This window comes from Schaalia odontolytica (assembly GCF_031191545.1).
GTDB classification, from domain to species: Bacteria; Actinomycetota; Actinomycetes; order Actinomycetales; family Actinomycetaceae; genus Pauljensenia; species Pauljensenia odontolytica.
On sequence record NZ_CP133472.1, the window covers coordinates 2,247,123 to 2,265,196 of the forward strand.

Sequence of the window (18,074 nt, forward strand, 5' to 3'; positions counted from 1 at the left end):
CACGTGAGGCCCGCCCGGATGCGGAAGCGGGCCGCAGGCGCGTTAGAATGTGGCGGTATCTATCCACCCAACAGGGAGAAGTGATGTCGGGACACTCTAAGTGGGCGACCACCAAGCACAAGAAGGCCGCTATTGACGCCAAGCGCGGCAAGCTCTTCGCGCGCCTCATCAAGAACATCGAGGTTGCGGCTCGCACGGGCGGCGGCGACCCCGCTGGCAACCCGACCCTGTACGACGCCATCCAGAAGGCGAAGAAGAACTCCGTTCCCGCTGACAACATCGACCGCGCCGTCAAGCGTGGCTCCGGTGCTGAGGCCGGCGGCGCCAACTACGAGACCATTATGTACGAAGGCTACGGCCCGGGCGGTGTCGCCTTCCTGGTGGAGTGTCTGACGGACAACCGCAACCGCGCGGCCTCCGACGTGCGCCTGGGCTTCACCCGCCACGGCGGTTCGCTCGCAGACCCGGGATCGGTGTCCTACCTGTTCGCGCGTCGCGGCATCGTCGAGGTGCCCGCCACCGACGGTGTGGACGAGGAATCCATCATGATGGCCGTCCTGGACGCGGGTGCCGAAGAAGTTGAGGATGCCGGTGAGCTCTTCGTCGTCGAGTCCGACCCCAAGGACGTCGTCGCCGTGCGCAGCGCCTTGCAGGATGCCGGCATCGACTACGATTCCGCCGAAGTCCAGTTCGTCGCCTCCACCGAGGTCGAGCTCGATCTCGAGGGTGCGCTCAAGGTGAACAAACTCATCGACGCCCTTGAGGACTCCGACGACGTGCAGAACATCTACACGAACATGTCCCTGTCGGACGAGGTTCGTGCCCAGCTGGAAGAGCAGGAGTGAACATGAGCGATTCGACCGCGAAGCGCGAGGTCGGCACCCCGCAGGTCAAGCGCGGCATGGCCCAGATGCTCAAGGGCGGGGTCATCATGGACGTCGTCACCCCCGAGCAGGCGAAGATCGCCGAAGACGCGGGCGCAGTGGCCGTCATGGCTCTCGAACGCGTCCCAGCCGATATTCGCGCCCAAGGTGGCGTGGCCCGCATGTCCGACCCCGACCTGATCGAGGGCATCATCGAGGCTGTGTCCATTCCGGTGATGGCCAAGGCACGCATCGGTCACTTCGTCGAAGCGCAGGTATTGCAGTCCCTGGGTGTCGACTACATCGACGAGTCCGAGGTTTTGACGCCCGCCGACTACACGCACCACATCGACAAGTGGAACTTCACCGTTCCCTTCGTCTGCGGTGCGACCAACCTCGGTGAGGCACTGCGTCGTATCAACGAGGGTGCGGCCATGATCCGCTCTAAGGGTGAGGCCGGCACCGGTGACGTCTCCAACGCAACCACGCACATGCGCAAGATCCGCGACGAGATCCGTCACCTGACCTCCCTGCCCGAGGACGAACTCTACGTCGCGGCCAAGGAACTGCAGGCACCCTACGAGCTCGTCGCCGAGGTCGCCCGTGAGGGTCGCCTCCCTGTCGTGCTGTTCACGGCCGGTGGCATCGCAACCCCCGCCGACGCTGCCATGATGATGCAGCTTGGTGCTGAGGGTGTCTTCGTCGGCTCGGGCATCTTCAAGTCCGGCGATCCCGCCAAGCGCGCGGCCGCCATCGTCAAGGCTACGACCTTCTACGACGACCCGTCCGTCATTGCCGAGGTATCGCGCGGACTGGGTGAGGCCATGGTTGGCATTAACGTCGACGACCTGCCGGTCGATCACCGCCTCGCGGAGCGCGGATGGTGACCATTGGCGTTCTCGCCCTGCAGGGCGACGTCGCAGAGCACGTGCGGGCGCTGGAAAACTCCGGCGCCCGCGCGCTGCTAGTGCGCAGGGAATCCGAACTGAACCGGGTCGATGGTCTGGTGATCCCGGGCGGCGAGTCGACGACCATGTCGAATCTACTGGTGTCTTTTGGGCTGTTTGACGCTGTTTATGAGCGCATTGCGTCGAGCATGCCCGTGTACGGCACCTGCGCGGGCATGATCATGCTCGCCTCCTCGATCCTGGACGGGCGCGAGGACCAGCGTTCTTTCGGCGGGCTCGATATTGTGGTGCGTCGTAACGCCTTCGGTCGCCAGGTTGACTCCTACGAGGAGGACCTGGACGTTGTGGGCCTTGAGGGCGGCCCCTTCCACGCCGTCTTCATTCGCGCCCCCTGGGTCGAGTCGGTGGGCGAGGGTGTTGAGGTCATCGCGCGTGCCGGAAACAGCGCAGATGGTCCGATCGTCGCGGTTCGCCACGGCAACGTCATGGCGACGTCATTCCACCCAGAGGTGGGCGGGGATCACCGTATCCACGCAATGTTCGTCGATATGGTGGCCCACGCCTGATGCGCGTGATGGGCATTGACCCGGGGCTGACGCGCTGCGGGCTTGGCGTTGTCGATGTCGATGCGTCGCGGCGCGCCTCGCTCGTGTACGTCGGCGTAGCCCGAACCGATAAGGACCTCGCTACGCACTTTCGGCTTCGCACGATCGCGGATGCGATCGATAGCGTGATTGAGCGCTACGAACCTGAGGTCGTCGCTATCGAACGCGTCTTCGCGCAGGATAACCTTCAGTCGGTCACCTCGACGATGCAGGTGATGGGCGCTGCAATGACGTGCGTCGGTCGCGCCGGTCTGCCGATGGCCGTGCACACGCCTTCCGAGGTAAAGTCCGCCGTCTCCGGCAACGGCAAGGCGGATAAGGGTCAGGTACAGGCGATGGTTGCGCGCATCCTCGGACTCGCCAAGGCTCCCAAGCCTGCGGATGCCGCAGACGCGCTGGCCATTGCTATCACACACGCGTGGCGTGGGACAGGGCTGCTGGGTGCGCCGGAGGATTCTTCGGTGGCCGTCTCTCTCTCGGGTCGCCTGACCGCTCGCGGCTCCATGACGCCAGCACAAAAAGCCTGGGCCGAGGCTCAGGCCGCGCAACGCCGAACCGGTGCGGTCGATCCGAGGCGCCGACGCGGCTAGAATCGTACATATGTTCGCCTGCGTGTGTGGGCGATCGGTGAGCGAAAGGAACGCAGTGATCTCCATTCTGCGCGGCACAGTCGCGAGCGTCGGCCTCGACTACATCGATCTCCTGGTGGGAGGCATCGGCTTTCGCGTACACGTGACGCCCGCCTTCGCGCAGGGCGCTAAGCGCGACCAGGAGATGACGGCGTTCACGTCGATGATCGTGCGTGAAGACTCGATGACGCTCTACGGTTTCGACTCTGTGGATGGGCGCGACGTGTTCACGAAGCTGCTCTCGGTTTCCGGCATTGGCCCGAAGATCGCGCTAGCCGCGCTGGCGGTTTTGCATCCTGACGACCTGCGTCGTGCGGTGCGCGACCAGGACCTGGCCGCACTGCAGCGCATCCCGGGCGTGGGGAAGAAGTCGGCTCAGCGCATGGCCCTGGAGATCGGGGACAAGCTGGGCACTCCGGCAGCCCTGCCTGGTGCGCAAGCCGGACTCGCTCCCGCGCCCACCGAGGATGCCGTTGCGTCCGAGGTCAGAGCCGCCCTGGTCGGTCTCGGATGGACAGAGGCTCAGGCTGCCAAGGCGATCGAGAAGCTAGCGGGCAGTGGGCTTGGGGCTTCCGACATGCTGCGCGCGGCCCTCGTGACGCTGGGAGGCGGACGTGGCTGATCATCAGATGGATCCCGGATTCGACGTTGATACGATGCGCATCGTCGCCCCCGATGCCGGAGAGCTCGAGCGTGCGGCCGAGGCGGCTCTGCGCCCCAAGAAGCTCTCGGAGTTCGTTGGCCAGCGCGTCGTGCGAGGCCAGCTGCAGCTCGTCCTTGACGCAGCTCGTATGCGTTCGGCCTGCCCCGACCATGTCCTCCTCGCAGGTCCTCCCGGATTGGGTAAGACGACGCTAGCGATGATCGTCGCGGCTGAAATGGGTACTTCTTTGCGGCTCACTTCCGGACCCGCGATTCAACACGCCGGCGATCTCGCGGCGATTTTGTCAGGCCTACAAGAAGGCGACATCCTTTTCATCGACGAGATTCACCGCCTTGCGCGCACCGCCGAAGAAATGCTGTACCTCGCGATGGAGGACTTCCGTGTCGACGTCGTCGTGGGCAAGGGGCCCGGTGCGACCTCGATCCCGCTGACCCTTCCTCCTTTTACGGTTGTCGGAGCGACGACTCGATCCGGCCTTCTGCCGGCCCCGTTGCGCGACCGCTTTGGCTTCACGGCCCATCTCGAGTTCTACGAGACGGACGAGCTGCAATCCGTGGTTACCCGCTCGGCCTCGCTGCTGGGATCGCCCATCGACGCGCAGGCCGCGCACGAGATCGCTTCGCGCTCGCGCGGAACGCCGCGAATCGCAAACCGCCTCCTGCGCCGCGTCGTCGACTACGCCCAGGTGCACGGCGATGGACAGCTCACCCTCAACGCCGCACGCGGCGCTCTCGAACTCTTTGAGGTTGACCCCTCCGGCCTGGACCGGCTCGACCGCGCGGTCCTCGAGGCCATCTGCCGCCGCTTTGCAGGCGGCCCGGTGGGCCTCACGACCCTGTCCGTGACGATCGGCGAGGAAGCAGAGACGGTCGAAACAGTCGCCGAACCGTATCTCGTGCGCGAAGGATTCCTTGTTCGCACCAACCGGGGGCGCATGGCAACCCCCAAGGCGTGGACTCACCTTGGCCTGACCCCACCCACCCCGGATGGGGCGCTCTTCGACTAGGGGAGCAAGCCTCGTGCCCTGGCTGGCCACGGGCGTACTCGGCACTGTCAAGGAACTTCCGATGAATCCATGCGCCGCGCCACACCTTGATCACTTAGGCTAAAACCCTCCTCGGGCAGTAGACTGGCAAGGTGCGCTCGAAGCGCCTGACCGTCATCGAAAGTGAATCAGCCTTTATGAACAACTACACCCTCGTGATCCTGATCGTCGTCATGGTCGCTTTTATGTGGTGGAGCTCGACCTCCCGCAAGAAGCAGATGGCAAAGATGGAGCAGGAAAAGCGCGACCAGCTCGCCGCCGTGAAGCCCGGAGAATGGGTTCGCACCCGCGTTGGCTTCTGGGGTCGTTTTGTCGACCTCGACGGCGACATCATCGTCCTGGAGACCACCGACGGGCACGAGATGTATTGGGAGCGTGAAATGATCGCCGAGATCGGCGGCCAGCCGCCCCTCGCTGACACTGAGCAGGCGGACGCGCTCGAGACCGCCGTCGAGACCGCTGAAGAGGATGAGAAGGTCCTCGGACTCGACGAGCCGACCGGCACCGACGAGCAGCAGAAGTAAGTCAAGGCTGAACGGAAAGTAGAACCGTGGCATCAGATAAGCGACGCCCCGTGCGCGCGCTCGTGACCCTCGCTGTCTCCGTTGTGACGGCGTGTGCGGCACTGGCGATTGGGCACGTTACCCAGGGCGTATCCCCGTATCCCGACCTGGCCCTTGACCTGAAGGGCGGCACTCAGCTCATCCTGACCCCGACCGTGACCGGTGATGGACAGCGAGAGATCACCGAAGAGGACATCACTCAGGCGATCTCGATCATTCGCAACCGAATCGATGCCTCCGGTGTGTCCGAGTCTGAGATTTCGTCTCTGGGCAGCTCGAACATCATGGTGTCCATCCCCGGTACGCCCTCTCAGGAGCAGCTGGATCTGATTCGCTCGTCCTCCCAGATGAACTTCCGCCCCGTCCTACGCATCGGTGCGGCTCAGGGCGTCATTCAGAACCAGCAGTCCGCCCAGACGAATACGCCGCAGTCCGGAGCCCAGTCCGGCGAACAGTCCGGGGCCCAGTCTGGCGAGCAGTCCGGGGCCCAGTCCGGCGCTGCGACGAACGAGGCAGCCCAGTCCGGCGTGCAGTCCACCGCCGTGGACGAGGCGACTGCACGGGGGATCGCTGATACGAACCAGGATGGCATCGTGTCCGACACCCCCGCGACCACTCCCGAGAACGCCTCGGATCTTGCGTGGGTGACTGAGCAGGTCGTGTACGACTTCCTCACGCTTGACTGCTCGGCATCTGCCGACGTCAAGCGTGTTGAAGGGGCCTCCGACAAGCCCTATGCCGCGTGTGACGACTCCGGTCAGATTAAGTACATCCTCGGCCCCGTGGCTGTGCCCGGCTCGGATCTAAAGACCGCAACCGCCGGTCTTGCGCGCAACAGCAACGGCCAGACGACCGGCCAGTGGGCCGTGTCGCTGCAGTTCAATGACGCGGGCACCGAGAAGTTCAAGGACACTTCCACGATCCTGTACGGCTATCACACCTCCGATCCTCAGGGTGGGTCGTTCTACCAGGGGCGTCCCGACCGTAACTCCTTTGCAGTCGTCCTCGATGGTACAGTCATCACCGCACCTTCGATGAACGCGATCATCCCCAACGGCCAGGCTGAGATCACCGGTAACTTCACCGCTCAGTCCGCTTCGACGCTGGCCAACCAGCTGAGCTTCGGCTCGCTGCCGCTGAACTTCGAGGTTGAGTCGGAGCAGCAGATTTCCGCGACGATCGGTACCGACCATCTGACGGTCGGTCTGTGGGCAGCCTTCATCGGCTTCCTGCTCGTTATCGTCTACCTCATCTGGCAGTACCGCGGTCTGGCGGTTATCTCGGCCGGCTCGCTCGTCGTCGCCTCGGTCATCACCTACCTGGTGATCGCCCTGTTGTCCTGGCTGATGGGTTACCGCCTGTCGCTCGCGGGTGTCGCCGGTTTGATCATGGCCATCGGCGTCACGACCGACTCGTTCATCGTCTACTTCGAACGCGTGCGCGACGAAGTGCGTGACGGACGCCCCCTGCAGGCTGCCGTCGAAGAGGGCTGGGATCGCGCCAAGCGCACGATCCTGGTCTCCGACGCCGTCAACCTGGTGGCCGCCGTGGTTCTGTACCTTCTCGCCGTCGGCGGCGTTCAGGGCTTCGCCTTCACGCTTGGCGTCACGACCGTCATCGACATCGCGGTGATCTTCCTGTTCACCCACCCGATGATGGAGCTGCTGATTCGCACCCGCTTCTTCGGCGAGGGCCACAAGCTCTCGGGCCTCGACCCTGAGCACTTGGGTGCGAAGAACTCGCTCGTCTACGCGGGACGTGGACGTGTGGTCGTGCGCGGCGAGTCCGCTTCGAAGGACAAGAAAGACGAGGTCGGGGACGGTCTGTCGATTGCTGAGCGTCGCCGTGCTGCACGTCTGGCCGCCCTAAAGGCGGAGGAAGAGGCGTCGTCGGGTGAGTCCACGGACGATGTCACGGTGGCGACCGAGGAAGAGGAGAACTGACATGATGAGTTTTGCTCAGTGGGGTAACGCCCTGTACTCGGGCGACAAGTCTTACGCCGTCGTCCCCAAACGCAAGGTCTTCGTCGGACTCGCTGCCGGCGTCCTTGTTCTCGGTTTTGCGCTCGTGGCAATCATGGGACTGAATCGTTCGATTGAGTTCACCGGCGGCTCGCAGTTCGACGTCGCTCACGTGAGTGACCAGAGTGAGTCCTTCGCATCCCGTGCGGTGAGTGCGACCGGCCTCGTCGAGGCTGCTCCTAAGGTCACGCGCGTGGGTTCCGACTCCGTGCGCATCCAGACCACCTCCCTTGACTCTGGACAGACCGCGCAGATGCGTGACGCGCTGGCGAGTGCCTACGGCGTCGATGCCACCGAGGTTCAGTCCTCCTCGATCGGCCCTTCCTGGGGTTCGTCGGTCACCACGAAGGCCGCACAGTCGCTCGTTATCTTCATGGCCCTCGTCGCCCTGCTGATGACGGTGTACTTCCGCTCGTGGCGCATGGCAGCCTCGGCGCTCCTCGCCCTCCTGCACGATATCGCCGTCACCGTCGGTGTCTTCGCGATTGCGCAGGTCGAGGTCTCGCCCGCGACCGTCATCGGCTTCCTGACGATTCTGGGCTACTCGCTCTATGACACCGTCGTCGTCTTCGACAAGGTGCGTGAGCTGACCTCAGACGTCTACGAGCAGAAGCACTACACCTTCGCGGAGTACGTGAATCTCGCTGTGAACCAGACTATGGTTCGTTCGATCAACACCTCGGTTGTGGCGCTTCTCCCCGTCGGTGCGATCCTCATCATCGGTACCGCTGCCCTGGGCCCGGGTACCCTGGTGGATATCTCGCTGGCCCTGTTCATCGGCATGATTGCCGGTACCTACTCGTCGATCTTTATCGCCTCCCCGCTGCTGGTGACATTCCAGGAGCTCTCGATCAAGACTCGCGAGCACAACGCGGCGGTCGAGCACGAGCGCGGCCACCGCACCGCCACTGGCGAGTCTTCCACGCCGAAGTCCGTCAAGGTGGCTCCGATCAAGCCCGGAAAGCGTCTGGGTAATGAGAACCAGCCACATAGGAAGAAGAACCATCGATGATCGGTGAGCTTGGCGATCGTATCGCCGCTCTGGTTCAGAGCAACATGCTGGAGATTCCAGATTTTCCGGAGCCCGGCGTCCTGTTCCGCGACATCACTGAGCTGTTCGCGAACGGCCCGGCTTTCAAGGAACTGGTCGAGTTGATCGGTGCCCGCTATGCGGGGCGAATCGACGCTGTCGCGGGCCTCGAGTCGCGTGGTTTCATCCTCGGAGCGCCCGTCGCCGCTGAGCTCGGCCTTGGCATGCTGACGATCCGCAAGGCCGGCAAGCTGCCCGGCCACGTGATCGGCGTGGACTACGCGCTCGAGTACGGGACTGCTCGCATGGAGATGCACCCCGAGTCCGTCCACGAGGGACAGCGCGTCCTCATCATTGACGACGTGCTCGCTACGGGCGGTACCGCGAACGCCGCGGTGAGCCTGCTGCGTCAGTGCGGAGCCTCCGTTGAGGCCGTGGCCGTTTTGCTCGAACTCGACGTGCTTGGCGGTCGCTCGGCGCTGTCGGGCATCACCGTGGAGAGCGCGCTTCACCTGTGAGTGTTGCTTGTTGAGAATGAGCGGGTCCGGGGATCGCGATGATCCCCGGACCCGCTTGTTCGTCGCTATCATGGGGCCATGAGCAGCGACGACATGACAACAGGCTCCGCGCTTCCCGCGGCTGGTTCCCGGGTGCGCTCCGGCCTCGTCTGGTTTGGCTCGCGCGGGCGGGCTACTATCCCTGAGATTGAGCCGCTGGTACGCGCGCTGCGAGCGAACCATCCGAAGGCGGATATCAGCGTCGTCGAGCGCGCCTATCGCACCGCTGAGGAACATCACCGCGGGCAGATGCGCAAGTCAGGCGAACCGTATATCACCCATCCGGTTGCCGTTGCGACCATCCTTGCCGAGATGGGCATGACGACGCCGACGCTTGTCGCCGCGCTGTTGCACGACACCGTCGAGGACACCGACTATACCCTTGAACAGCTGGCAGCAGAGTACGGTGAGGCAATTGCAAACCTCGTCGACGGCGTGACCAAGCTGGACAAGGTGCACTACGGTGCCTCAGCCCAATCTGAGACGCTGCGCAAGATGCTCGTCGCGATGAGCCGTGATATTCGAGTGCTGCTCATCAAGCTGGGCGACCGCCTGCACAACGCCCGCACATGGCGCTTCGTGCCGGCTAAGTCTGCTGCCAAGAAGGCTCAGGAGACACTCGAGATTTACGCGCCGCTGGCTCACCGCCTCGGCATGAACATGGTCAAGTGGGAGCTCGAGGAGCTGTCTTTCAAGACCCTGTATCCGGAGATCTACGACGAGATCGATCGCCTGGTCACGGAGCGCGCCCCGCAGCGCGAGGAGTATCTGCGTGATGTCATTGATCAGATCGAGGAGGATCTGCGTCGCTCGGGTACGAAGGGGACGGTGAGCGGTCGTCCGAAGAGTCACTATTCGATCTACCAAAAGATGATCGTGCGCGGAAAGGCGTTCGACGAGGTATTCGACCTGGTCGCGGTGCGCGTCCTCGTCGAATCGATCAAGGATTGCTACGGGGTTCTCGGATCGCTGCACGGGCGCTGGAACCCGATCCCGGGTCGATTCAAAGACTACATCGCGATGCCGAAGTTCAACCTGTACCAGTCGCTGCACACGACGGTCATCGGTCCCGGCGGTAAACCGGTGGAGATCCAGATCCGGACCTTCGACATGCATGAGCGCGCCGAGCACGGTGTAGCGGCGCACTGGAAGTACAAGCAGAACCCGAACGCGTCGGGCGGGGATTCTGATCGCATGAGCTCGGATGAGCAGGCGAACTGGCTGCGTGCGCTCGTGGAAATGGAACGTGAGACGGGTGACCCCGAAGAGTTCCTGGATTCGCTGCGCTACGAGATTGCCGGCGATGAAGTGTACGTGTTTACACCTAAGGGGCAGGTCATCGTGCTGCCGGCGCGCGCGACGCCCGTCGACTTTGCCTACGCGGTCCATACCGAGGTCGGACATCGCACAGTCGGGGCCAAGGTGAATGGGCGTCTCGTCTCCCTGGATACCCGACTGGAATCGGGTGAGACGGTCGAGGTCGTCACATCGAAGTCGGACAAGTCGGGACCATCTCGTGACTGGCTTGCCTTCGTCGCATCCCCGCGCGCGCGCTCGAAGATCAAGGCATGGTTCTCGAAGGAGCGTCGTGAGGAAGCCATCGAGGCCGGTAAGGAAGCGCTGGCCCGCACGATGCGCAAGCAGAACCTGCCTCTGCAGCGCCTGATGAACCACGAGTCGATCCTGTCGGTGGCGACGTCCTTCGGGTATCCGGATGTGTCCGGCCTCTACGCGGCCGTCGGCGAGGGGCATATTTCTGCCCAGAACGTCGTGACCCGACTCGTCGACAACCTGGGCGGGGGCGACGGTACCGAGGAGACGCTGTCCGAGGGCGTCACGCCGGGCTCGCAGAAGCCTCGCTCGGAGGCCTCTGGGGATGCCGCGATCACAGTCGCGGGCCTGAGTCCAAATGACATCTGGGTGAAGCCGGCTAAGTGTTGCACGCCTGTTCCCGGTGATGACATCGTCGGTTTCATTACGAGAGGACAGGGAGTCTCGGTTCACCGAAGCACGTGTGCAAACGCTGTGCGCCTCGGGCAGCTGCAGCCCGAGCGTTTCGTCGATGTCTCGTGGAACGAGAAGGGGCTGGGATCCCCCTTCCGCGTGCAGATCGAGGTGCGTGCCCTTGATCGCGGTGGTCTGCTCTCCGATCTGACACGTGTCCTGTCCGACTACCGCGTCAACATTCTCGCCGCAGCCCTCAAGACCGACGGCGACCAGGTCGTATCGGGCAACTTCTCCTTCGAGCTTGCCGACCTCGGTCATCTCAACGCGGTCCTGTCAGCCCTGCGTCGGGTCGACGGTGTCTTTGAGGCAGTGCGCATCGGAGCTGACTCATAGACGAGGCGGGGGGGGAGGCTGCAGCGATCAGCGGGAAAAGGGTGTTACATCCGTCCCCTTTTGTGGGCTGAGCTTTCACCTCCTCGTTAGATGTGACACACTAGACTTGTGTGTCACATCGGCACGCACCCGCGCCGGGCGTAAGCCCTCGTCTCAGAAGGAATATCGTGACCACGACGCCGATTCCGAATAATGAAGCCGCTCCCGAATCTGCCGCCTCGACGTCTGAGGAGGCCGTTGCCTCGAGGACGATCGCAGCGTCCGAGGTGCCCGAGCACCCCTTCGCCCGCATTGGCGAAGACGGGACTGTCTATGTCAAGGATGGAGACGAGGAGCGCGTCATCGGCGGCTTCCCCGAGGGTATTCCCGCCTCTCCCTACGCCCTTTACGAGCGTCGGTACGCCGACCTTGCGGCCACGATCAAGCTGTTCGAGGATCGCCTGGCCACCCTGAGTCCGCGCGACATCGATCAGACGCTTGCGACGCTGCGTGAGCAGGTTGTTTCGCCCAACGTTATCGGTGACATCCCGGCGCTGCGCGAGCGCGTCGCGGCCGTTGCGAAGGCCGGCGAGGAACGCAAGGAAATCGCGCGCGAAGAGCGCAAGGCTGCGAAGGCTCAGGCTCTCGCCGAGCGCACCTCCGTTGTCGAGCGCGCGGAGTCGATCGTTGCGCAGGATCCCGCAAAGACCCACTGGAAGCAGTCCGGACAGACGCTGCGCGATCTGCTTGACGAGTGGAAGAATCTTCAGCGTCGCGGTCCCCGACTGGAGAAGGCCGTGGAGGACGAGCTGTGGAAGCGCTTCTCCTCTGCTCGCACGCAGTTCGATCGTCACCGTCGCCAGTACTTCTCCCAGCTCGATCAGGCTCAGTCTGAGGCCAAGCGTGTGAAGGAAGCTCTCATTGCCGAGGCTGAGGCCCTGTCCTCGTCCGAGGATTGGTCGCGCACGTCCGGTGCTTACCGTGAACTCATGAACCGCTGGAAGGCCGCCCCCCGCGCGTCCCGCAGGGAAGACGATGCCCTGTGGGCTCGCTTCCGCGCTGCCCAGCAGGTCTTCTTCGACGCACGTCGTGCCAAGGACGAAGCCACTGACGCCGAGTATCGCGAGAACCTCGTCGCGAAGGAAGCGATCCTCGTGGACGCCGAGGCGATCCTGCCGGTCACCGATATCGATCGTGCCAAGGCTCAGCTGCGCCAGATTCAGGACCGCTGGGAAGATGTTGGTCGCGTGCCGTCCTCCGACCTACACCGCATCGAGGGCCGCCTGCGTGCCGTTGAGGCCGCGGTCCGTGACGCTGAGGAGAAGGAATGGCGCCGCACCAACCCGGAGACACGCGCCCGCGCGGCCGGTATGGTCGGTCAGCTCGAAGAGCAGATCGCTCAGCTTGAGCGTTCCCTCGCCGAGGCTGAGTCCAAGGGCGACGACAAGGCTGCCAAGAGCGTGCGCGAGACCCTTGAGACCAAGCGTGCCTGGCTCGCGCAGATCTCCTCGTCCATGGAGTGACATGCGGCTTCACGTGATTCCGTCGCCTTTCTACGCGGCGAATGGGCTTGTGCTCGTCCCTTCCGGGGCGGGCACAGCCCTTGTTGTCGATCCCTCCGCCGGCATTCAGCACCTGATCCGCGAGGTCCTCGGGCTTGAGGGCGTGAGTGTCGGCGCGGTGCTGCTCACTCACGGGCACCCCGACCACGTCTGGGATGCCGCTGAGGTCTCCACGTGGGGACCCGATGGTGCCACCGTCCCCGTGTACGTGCCCGGACCCGACATGTATCGTATGGATGACCCGGCTTCGTTCCTGCCGATGCCGCTGCCGGACTTCGTCGGCGACTGGGTGAAGCCCACCGACTTGCGCGAGGCACCCAGCGATTCCTTCGAGGTAGTCCCGGGCCTGTGGTTGCGCATGGTCCCGGCTCCTGGCCACACGGAAGGATCTGCAGTCTTCCTGGGTGAGAGCCCTCTGGACATTCGTGTGAACAATCAATCCTTCTACTCGTCGAGCGAGCCGGTTCCGTGGGCGATGAGCGCGGACGTGCTCTTCAAGGACAGCGTTGGGCGCACCGACCTGCCAGGCGGTGATGAAACGCAAATGCGTCACTCGCTGCGTACCATTTCTAACGCTCTTGACCCGCGCACAGTCCTTGTTCCCGGTCACGGGCCGGCGACGACGCTGAGCGATGAGATAACCTCGAATCAGTATTTGATCCGCGCACGCCGTATCGGCTAACGCCCGACCTTCCTCACAGAAAGAACGCTTCATGGTTCGCACGTCCCTGTCCGGTTTTCCCGAATGGCTCCCCGAGGGGCGCATCATTGAGATGCACGTCCTCGACGAGCTGCGGCGCGTGTTTGAATTGCATGGCTTCGCGGGTATCGAAACCCGTGCGGTCGAGACCCTGGAACAGCTGGAGGCGAAGGGCGAAACCTCCAAGGAGATCTACGTGCTCGACCGCCTGCAGGCCCTCAAGGCGGCTGAGTTGGGGGCGCGTGCTCCCAAGGACAAGGGTATGGGGCTGCACTTCGATCTGACGGTGCCTTTCGCGCGTTACGTCGTGGAGAATGCCAACGAACTGGATTTCCCCTTCAAGCGCTATCAGATCCAGAAAGTCTGGCGTGGTGAGCGTCCCCAGGATGGTCGTTTCCGTGAGTTCACGCAGGCGGACATCGACGTCGTCGGTAACGGCGAGCTCCCCTTCCACTTTGAGGTCGACCTGCCGCTCGTGATGGCTGAGGCCCTCAACAACCTGCCGATCCCTCCCGTTCGCGTGCTCGTCAATAACCGCAAGGTCGTCCAGGGGGTGTGTGACTCCCTGGGTGTGACCGACGTCGAAGGTGCCCTGCGTGGCCTTGACAAGATTGACAAGATCGGACCGGAGGGCGTGGCCGTAGAGCTCGCCCAGTCCGGCATTAGCGGTGATCAGGCCTCCGTCCTGTTGCGTATGGCGCAGGTCCGCTCCTGTGACTCGGCTGAGATTCGTCAGCGCCTGGCTGACCTCGGTGTGAGCGGCGAGCTGCTCGAAGAGGGGCTGCGTGAGCTGACCGAGTTGCTTGATACGGCGAACAAGCGCATGCCCGGAGTCGTCGTCGCAGACCTGAAGATCGCGCGCGGCCTCGACTACTACACGGGTAGCGTCTACGAGTCCGAGATCGAAGGCCATGAGGACCTGGGGTCGATCTGCTCGGGTGGCCGCTATGACTCTCTCGCGAAGGACGGCAAGCGCACCTACCCGGGCGTGGGTCTGTCAATTGGTGTCTCGCGCCTCGTGTCGCGCATGATTTCCGCGCCGATGGTCAAGGCGTCACGCAAGGTTCCCACGGCGGTCGTCGTCGCGGTCATCACCGAGGATCAGCGCGAGCGTTCCGAGGCGATTGCGGCAGCGCTGCGCGCACGTGGGATTTCAACGGACGTCGCACCGAGCGCCGCCAAGTTCGGCAAGCAGATCAAGTTCGCTGACAAGCGTGGCATTCCCTTCGTCTGGTTCCCCGGTGATGATGGGGCGGCGGACACGGTCAAGGACATTCGCACCGGAGAGCAGGTGGAGGCCGATCCGGCGACCTGGACGATTCCGGCCTCAGACGCGGTCGCCTCCGTCGAGAGGGTGACGGACTGAGTGCCGCTCACGTCGGTTGAGTCGGCCCGCGCATTGGCGGACGCCCTTGAGCAGTCCCTGGAGGCGATGCCCCAGGGGAGCCGCGGTGACGCTGAACGCGCGCTGCGTCGTCTGCAAGACATCGTCCTCCCGCGCCTGGAGGACGCCGACGCGCCGTTGCTGGTCGTCGTTGGCGGTTCGACGGGGTCGGGTAAATCGACTCTCGTCAATTCCTTGCTGGGGCGAAATGTGAGTCGTGCCGGGGCGGTGCGTCCGACGACGCGTCGGCCCGTCCTGGTGTGCTCGCAGGAGTCGCGCGCGTGGTTCATGTCCGATCGGGTGTTGCCCCGTCTGGCTAAGCACGCCGGCGAGGGCGGAGAGAGTCTTGACGCCATCACTATTGCGGTTGATGACACGCTGTGGTCGGGCGTCGGCATCCTGGACGCACCGGACATTGACTCAGTGGAGGATGGCAACCGTCGCCTTGCCGCGGAGCTCCTCGACGGCGCGGACCTGTGGGTGTTCGTCACGAGCGCGGCACGCTACGCGGATGCCGTTGCCTGGAAGCACCTGGAGGATGCGGCGAGCCGCGGATTGCGAGTCGCGATCGTCCTCAATCGCGTGCCAGCAGGGGCAGCGCAGGAGATTTCCGCCGACCTCGCAGCGCTCGCGCAGCGCCGAGGCTTGGGCGATGTCCCGATCATGACGATCGATGAGCAACCCCTCACCGAAGGCCGTTTGCCCATCGACGCGGTGGCTCCCGTTGGCTCGTTCTTGGAGTCGATCGGTCAAGATGCCGCGCAGCGTGCTGCCATCGTTCGCCGTTCACTTGCGGGAGCTGTGTCGGCGTCATTGGGGGAGTCGCTCAGCGCTCTCGACGGTGCCCGCGAACATAATCGCGCGTTTAAGCAAGCCATTGACGGGATTGAGCGGACCGTCGCGTCGTGCGCGCGGGAGGTCGCGTCCTCATCAAGCGACGACGTCCTGCGCGGGGAAGTGAGCGCACGTATCGCCGAGGTGCTCGGTTCGTGGGATATGACGCGTACGATCTCTCGTTTCATGTCGGGACTGGGCGCTCGGGTGATGGGTGCTCTGCGCGGCGAGGCGGCGCCGGACATTCAGGTACAGCGGGACCTGACGGGCGGCTTGGCGGCTCGTCTAGCCGACCAGTATCACCGGGCGTGGGATGAGGCTCTCCGTGCCGCTCGCCCGGTTCTTGGAGGCGATCAGCTGCCGGATCCGCTTCTCGATGCGGACGAGGCGTCGCAGCGCGCGCGGCGTACCGCCCAGGAATGGACAGCCGAGGTCACTGAAATTATTCGTGCGCAGGCCGAGTCTTCGCACGTGAGCGGCAGGCTTCTGGCCGGAGGAATCAACGTCGTCACGGTCTCTTTGATGGTCAGCGTGTTCGCGATGACCGGTGGGCTGACAGGCCTCGAGGTCGGCGTCGCGGGCGCATCGGCTGCACTCTCGCAGACGGTTCTGGAGTCCTTCTTCGGGGAGCGTACCGTCCGCTCTCTCGCTCAGCAGGCGCGTGACGCGCTGGAGAGCAGCGCGCTGTCGTCCCTGCAGGGCGTTGTGGCACCCGTGTTTGCTCTGTTAGATCGTTCCGACGAAGGCGTACGCCTGGATGCGCTGGATAAGGCGTTGGGTGAGGCTCGGGAGGTCCTCGCATGAGGCGTTCGAAGGGCACGGTCGCATCGGCGGCCTCGGAACTCAACGAGATATGCGCGCTGGCGGCCCCAGATATTGATGACGCAACCTTGTCTCAGGTTCAGCAGCTGATCGACGTCACCTCGGAGCGTAGCGAGATCGATCCAACGTGGTGTGTCATCGGCATGCTGGGAGGGACGGGTGCGGGCAAGTCCTCGCTGGTGAACGCGTTGAGCGGGGCAGAAGTCGTGACCGCCGGTGTCCGTCGCCCGACGACGAACGAGGCGTGTGCGGTCCTTCCTGCGGGCCGTGCGCCCCGTGAGCTCCTCGGGTGGCTGGGAGTCGCGCGGCGCGTGGAAGCACCGAAGGCTCTGCCCGGTGACACGGTGGTCATCGACCTGCCTGACATCGACTCGATTGAGGTGAGCCACGCTGAGATCGCCGATCGCCTCGCCTCTCGCGTGGATGCGCTCGTGGTTGTTGTCAATCCGCAGAAGTATGCGGATGCTCGGCTTCACGACGAGTGGCTCTCTCGTCTTCGTTCCTCCCATGCGTCGGTGACCGTCGTGCTCACGCACATCGATACGGTTGCCCCGGCCGAGAGAGAATCGATCGAGCGGGATCTGCGTCGCCTTCTCTGTGCGCGCGGCATGAGCACCGCGACGGTGCTGTGCGTGTCGTCGGCGACCGGCGAAGGAGTGCCTGGCCTCGCCAAGCATCTCTCCAAGGAGGCGGAACGCGTGTCGCGTCAGGCAGCGAGGGCTCGCCAAGCCCTGCGTGAGGCGGCGCTGCTGATTCGTGACGCGGTCGGTCTGGAAGGCGCGGTGCGCGGGATTGAAACGGACGGCTTGGCCTCCGAACTGTGCGTCGCCGCCGCAGACCTTGCGGGTGCGCCGATCATTGCCGAGGCCGTGGCCGGCTCCACGATGCGTGCAGGTAAGCGTGCGGGTGGATGGCTGCCGTTGCGATGGATCGCGTGGATGGGCGTGGATCCGTTGCGACGGCTACACCTGGACGATGAGTCTCGCTCCGAAGGCGCGACGACACCGACGCTGCCGACGCCGTCCTCGTCGGACGAGGCCTCTTTCGTCAATGATGTGCGCCGCGAGGTGGGGGAGCGTTCCCAGGGGCGGCCGGCGGCGTGGCGGGGTCGCTTGGTTGAACGCGCACTCCAAGGTGCGCGAGACGTTCCGGCTGCCGCTCGCCGCGAGGTCGGTGGGCACGTTCGGGTGGTGACGGGTGCTCCGTCGACGAGTCGTTTACTGGGAGGAGTGCAGCTGCTCGCGTGGGCGGTCTGCCTGGTGGGAGCCGCGTGGATAGGCCTCGTTCACCTCGGACGAGCGGTGCTGATCGACTGGGAGGTTCCGGCGCTCGGTCCGATTCCCGCTCCGACCGCGCTCGTTGGCATCTCACTCGCGGTGACCGTGCTCCTTGCCGGCATTAACCGGGGCGTGTGCCGATGGGCCGCTGGGCGTCGCCATCGCGCGGTCATGCGCGATCTGAGGGGACTGTGCCGCGACGAGGTCGAGCGCCTCGTGGTCGCGCCGGTGCGAGCCGAAGACAACCGACAGGTGACGATCGCCTCCTTTATTGCGCGCCTACGCTTGTGA

General features: G+C 64.3%; 16 protein-coding genes. All 16 read left to right on the plus strand.

The features are described 5' to 3' along the window. The first annotated feature begins 83 nt into the window (after nucleotides 1-83). The 16 genes from RDV55_RS09580 to RDV55_RS09655 all read left to right on the plus strand — a co-directional run bounded on the left by RDV55_RS09580 (nucleotide 84) and on the right by RDV55_RS09655 (nucleotide 18,074). Nucleotides 84-845, plus strand: coding sequence for a YebC/PmpR family DNA-binding transcriptional regulator (locus tag RDV55_RS09580; protein ID WP_111824154.1), 762 nt, complete (start codon nucleotides 84-86; stop codon nucleotides 843-845). Nucleotides 846-847: 2 nt separating this feature from the next. After that, nucleotides 848-1,750, plus strand: a complete 903-nt coding sequence (gene pdxS / locus RDV55_RS09585; RefSeq protein ID WP_003792524.1) for a pyridoxal 5'-phosphate synthase lyase subunit PdxS — start codon at nucleotides 848-850, stop codon at nucleotides 1,748-1,750. Next, nucleotides 1,744-2,337, plus strand: a complete 594-nt coding sequence (gene pdxT, locus RDV55_RS09590; RefSeq protein ID WP_111824155.1) for a pyridoxal 5'-phosphate synthase glutaminase subunit PdxT — start codon at nucleotides 1,744-1,746, stop codon at nucleotides 2,335-2,337. Before pdxS ends, pdxT begins: the two co-directional genes overlap by 7 nt. Then, nucleotides 2,337-2,966, plus strand: coding sequence for a crossover junction endodeoxyribonuclease RuvC (gene ruvC, locus RDV55_RS09595; RefSeq protein ID WP_111824156.1), 630 nt, complete (start codon nucleotides 2,337-2,339; stop codon nucleotides 2,964-2,966). The genes pdxT and ruvC overlap by 1 nt, the downstream gene beginning before the upstream one ends. A 55-nt stretch (nucleotides 2,967-3,021) precedes the next feature. Continuing rightward, the gene (gene ruvA, locus RDV55_RS09600) at nucleotides 3,022-3,627 is read left to right on the plus strand and encodes a Holliday junction branch migration protein RuvA (RefSeq protein WP_111824157.1); all 606 of its coding nucleotides are present in this window, start codon (nucleotides 3,022-3,024) and stop codon (nucleotides 3,625-3,627) included. Nucleotides 3,628-3,634: 7 nt separating this feature from the next. After that, nucleotides 3,635-4,675: a Holliday junction branch migration DNA helicase RuvB gene (gene ruvB / locus RDV55_RS09605; RefSeq protein WP_174703833.1), complete on the plus strand. Its 1,041-nt coding sequence runs from the start codon at nucleotides 3,635-3,637 to the stop codon at nucleotides 4,673-4,675. 176 nt (nucleotides 4,676-4,851) lie between these two features. After that, a complete protein-coding gene (locus tag RDV55_RS09610) occupies nucleotides 4,852-5,238 on the plus strand; it encodes a preprotein translocase subunit YajC (RefSeq protein ID WP_111824179.1) in 387 nt (128 codons plus the stop codon). A 26-nt stretch (nucleotides 5,239-5,264) separates the two neighbouring features. Continuing rightward, nucleotides 5,265-7,220: a protein translocase subunit SecD gene (secD, locus tag RDV55_RS09615; protein ID WP_111824159.1), complete on the plus strand. Its 1,956-nt coding sequence runs from the start codon at nucleotides 5,265-5,267 to the stop codon at nucleotides 7,218-7,220. Between the two features lies 1 nt (nucleotide 7,221). Next, the gene (gene secF / locus RDV55_RS09620; RefSeq protein ID WP_111824160.1) at nucleotides 7,222-8,310 is read left to right on the plus strand and encodes a protein translocase subunit SecF; all 1,089 of its coding nucleotides are present in this window, start codon (nucleotides 7,222-7,224) and stop codon (nucleotides 8,308-8,310) included. After that, the gene (locus RDV55_RS09625; RefSeq protein ID WP_111824161.1) at nucleotides 8,307-8,846 is read left to right on the plus strand and encodes an adenine phosphoribosyltransferase; all 540 of its coding nucleotides are present in this window, start codon (nucleotides 8,307-8,309) and stop codon (nucleotides 8,844-8,846) included. Before secF ends, RDV55_RS09625 begins: the two co-directional genes overlap by 4 nt. 78 nt (nucleotides 8,847-8,924) lie before the next feature. Continuing rightward, nucleotides 8,925-11,225: a RelA/SpoT family protein gene (locus RDV55_RS09630; protein WP_309187925.1), complete on the plus strand. Its 2,301-nt coding sequence runs from the start codon at nucleotides 8,925-8,927 to the stop codon at nucleotides 11,223-11,225. A 167-nt stretch (nucleotides 11,226-11,392) separates the two neighbouring features. Beyond that, nucleotides 11,393-12,727, plus strand: coding sequence for a DUF349 domain-containing protein (locus tag RDV55_RS09635; protein WP_111824162.1), 1,335 nt, complete (start codon nucleotides 11,393-11,395; stop codon nucleotides 12,725-12,727). Nucleotide 12,728: 1 nt separating this feature from the next. After that, nucleotides 12,729-13,448 carry an MBL fold metallo-hydrolase gene (locus RDV55_RS09640; RefSeq protein ID WP_111824163.1) on the plus strand — a complete coding sequence of 240 codons (720 nt, stop codon included), beginning with the start codon at nucleotides 12,729-12,731 and terminating at the stop codon, nucleotides 13,446-13,448. Nucleotides 13,449-13,479: 31 nt separating this feature from the next. Then, a complete protein-coding gene (gene hisS / locus RDV55_RS09645) occupies nucleotides 13,480-14,832 on the plus strand; it encodes a histidine--tRNA ligase (RefSeq protein ID WP_111824164.1) in 1,353 nt (450 codons plus the stop codon). After that, complete coding sequence (locus RDV55_RS09650; RefSeq protein WP_111824165.1) at nucleotides 14,833-16,488, plus strand: dynamin family protein; 1,656 nt, start codon at nucleotides 14,833-14,835, stop codon at nucleotides 16,486-16,488. Continuing rightward, a complete protein-coding gene (locus RDV55_RS09655) occupies nucleotides 16,485-18,074 on the plus strand; it encodes a GTPase (RefSeq protein WP_111824166.1) in 1,590 nt (529 codons plus the stop codon). Before RDV55_RS09650 ends, RDV55_RS09655 begins: the two co-directional genes overlap by 4 nt.

Excerpts from the sequence above, each read along its gene's own strand:
- RDV55_RS09580 (WP_111824154.1), top strand. The coding sequence starts at position 84 with ATGTCGGGACACTCTAAGTGGGCGACCACCAAGCACAAGAAGGCCGCT.
- pdxS (WP_003792524.1), top strand. The coding sequence starts at position 848 with ATGAGCGATTCGACCGCGAAGCGCGAGGTCGGCACCCCGCAGGTCAAG.
- RDV55_RS09655 (WP_111824166.1), top strand. The coding sequence starts at position 16,485 with ATGAGGCGTTCGAAGGGCACGGTCGCATCGGCGGCCTCGGAACTCAAC.
- ruvB (WP_174703833.1), top strand. The coding sequence starts at position 3,635 with ATGGATCCCGGATTCGACGTTGATACGATGCGCATCGTCGCCCCCGAT.
- ruvC (WP_111824156.1), top strand. The coding sequence starts at position 2,337 with ATGCGCGTGATGGGCATTGACCCGGGGCTGACGCGCTGCGGGCTTGGC.
- secF (WP_111824160.1), top strand. The coding sequence starts at position 7,222 with ATGATGAGTTTTGCTCAGTGGGGTAACGCCCTGTACTCGGGCGACAAG.
- RDV55_RS09610 (WP_111824179.1), top strand. The coding sequence starts at position 4,852 with ATGAACAACTACACCCTCGTGATCCTGATCGTCGTCATGGTCGCTTTT.
- RDV55_RS09640 (WP_111824163.1), top strand. The coding sequence starts at position 12,729 with ATGCGGCTTCACGTGATTCCGTCGCCTTTCTACGCGGCGAATGGGCTT.
- RDV55_RS09625 (WP_111824161.1), top strand. The coding sequence starts at position 8,307 with ATGATCGGTGAGCTTGGCGATCGTATCGCCGCTCTGGTTCAGAGCAAC.
- hisS (WP_111824164.1), top strand. The coding sequence starts at position 13,480 with ATGGTTCGCACGTCCCTGTCCGGTTTTCCCGAATGGCTCCCCGAGGGG.
- RDV55_RS09630 (WP_309187925.1), top strand. The coding sequence starts at position 8,925 with ATGAGCAGCGACGACATGACAACAGGCTCCGCGCTTCCCGCGGCTGGT.
- pdxT (WP_111824155.1), top strand. The coding sequence starts at position 1,744 with ATGGTGACCATTGGCGTTCTCGCCCTGCAGGGCGACGTCGCAGAGCAC.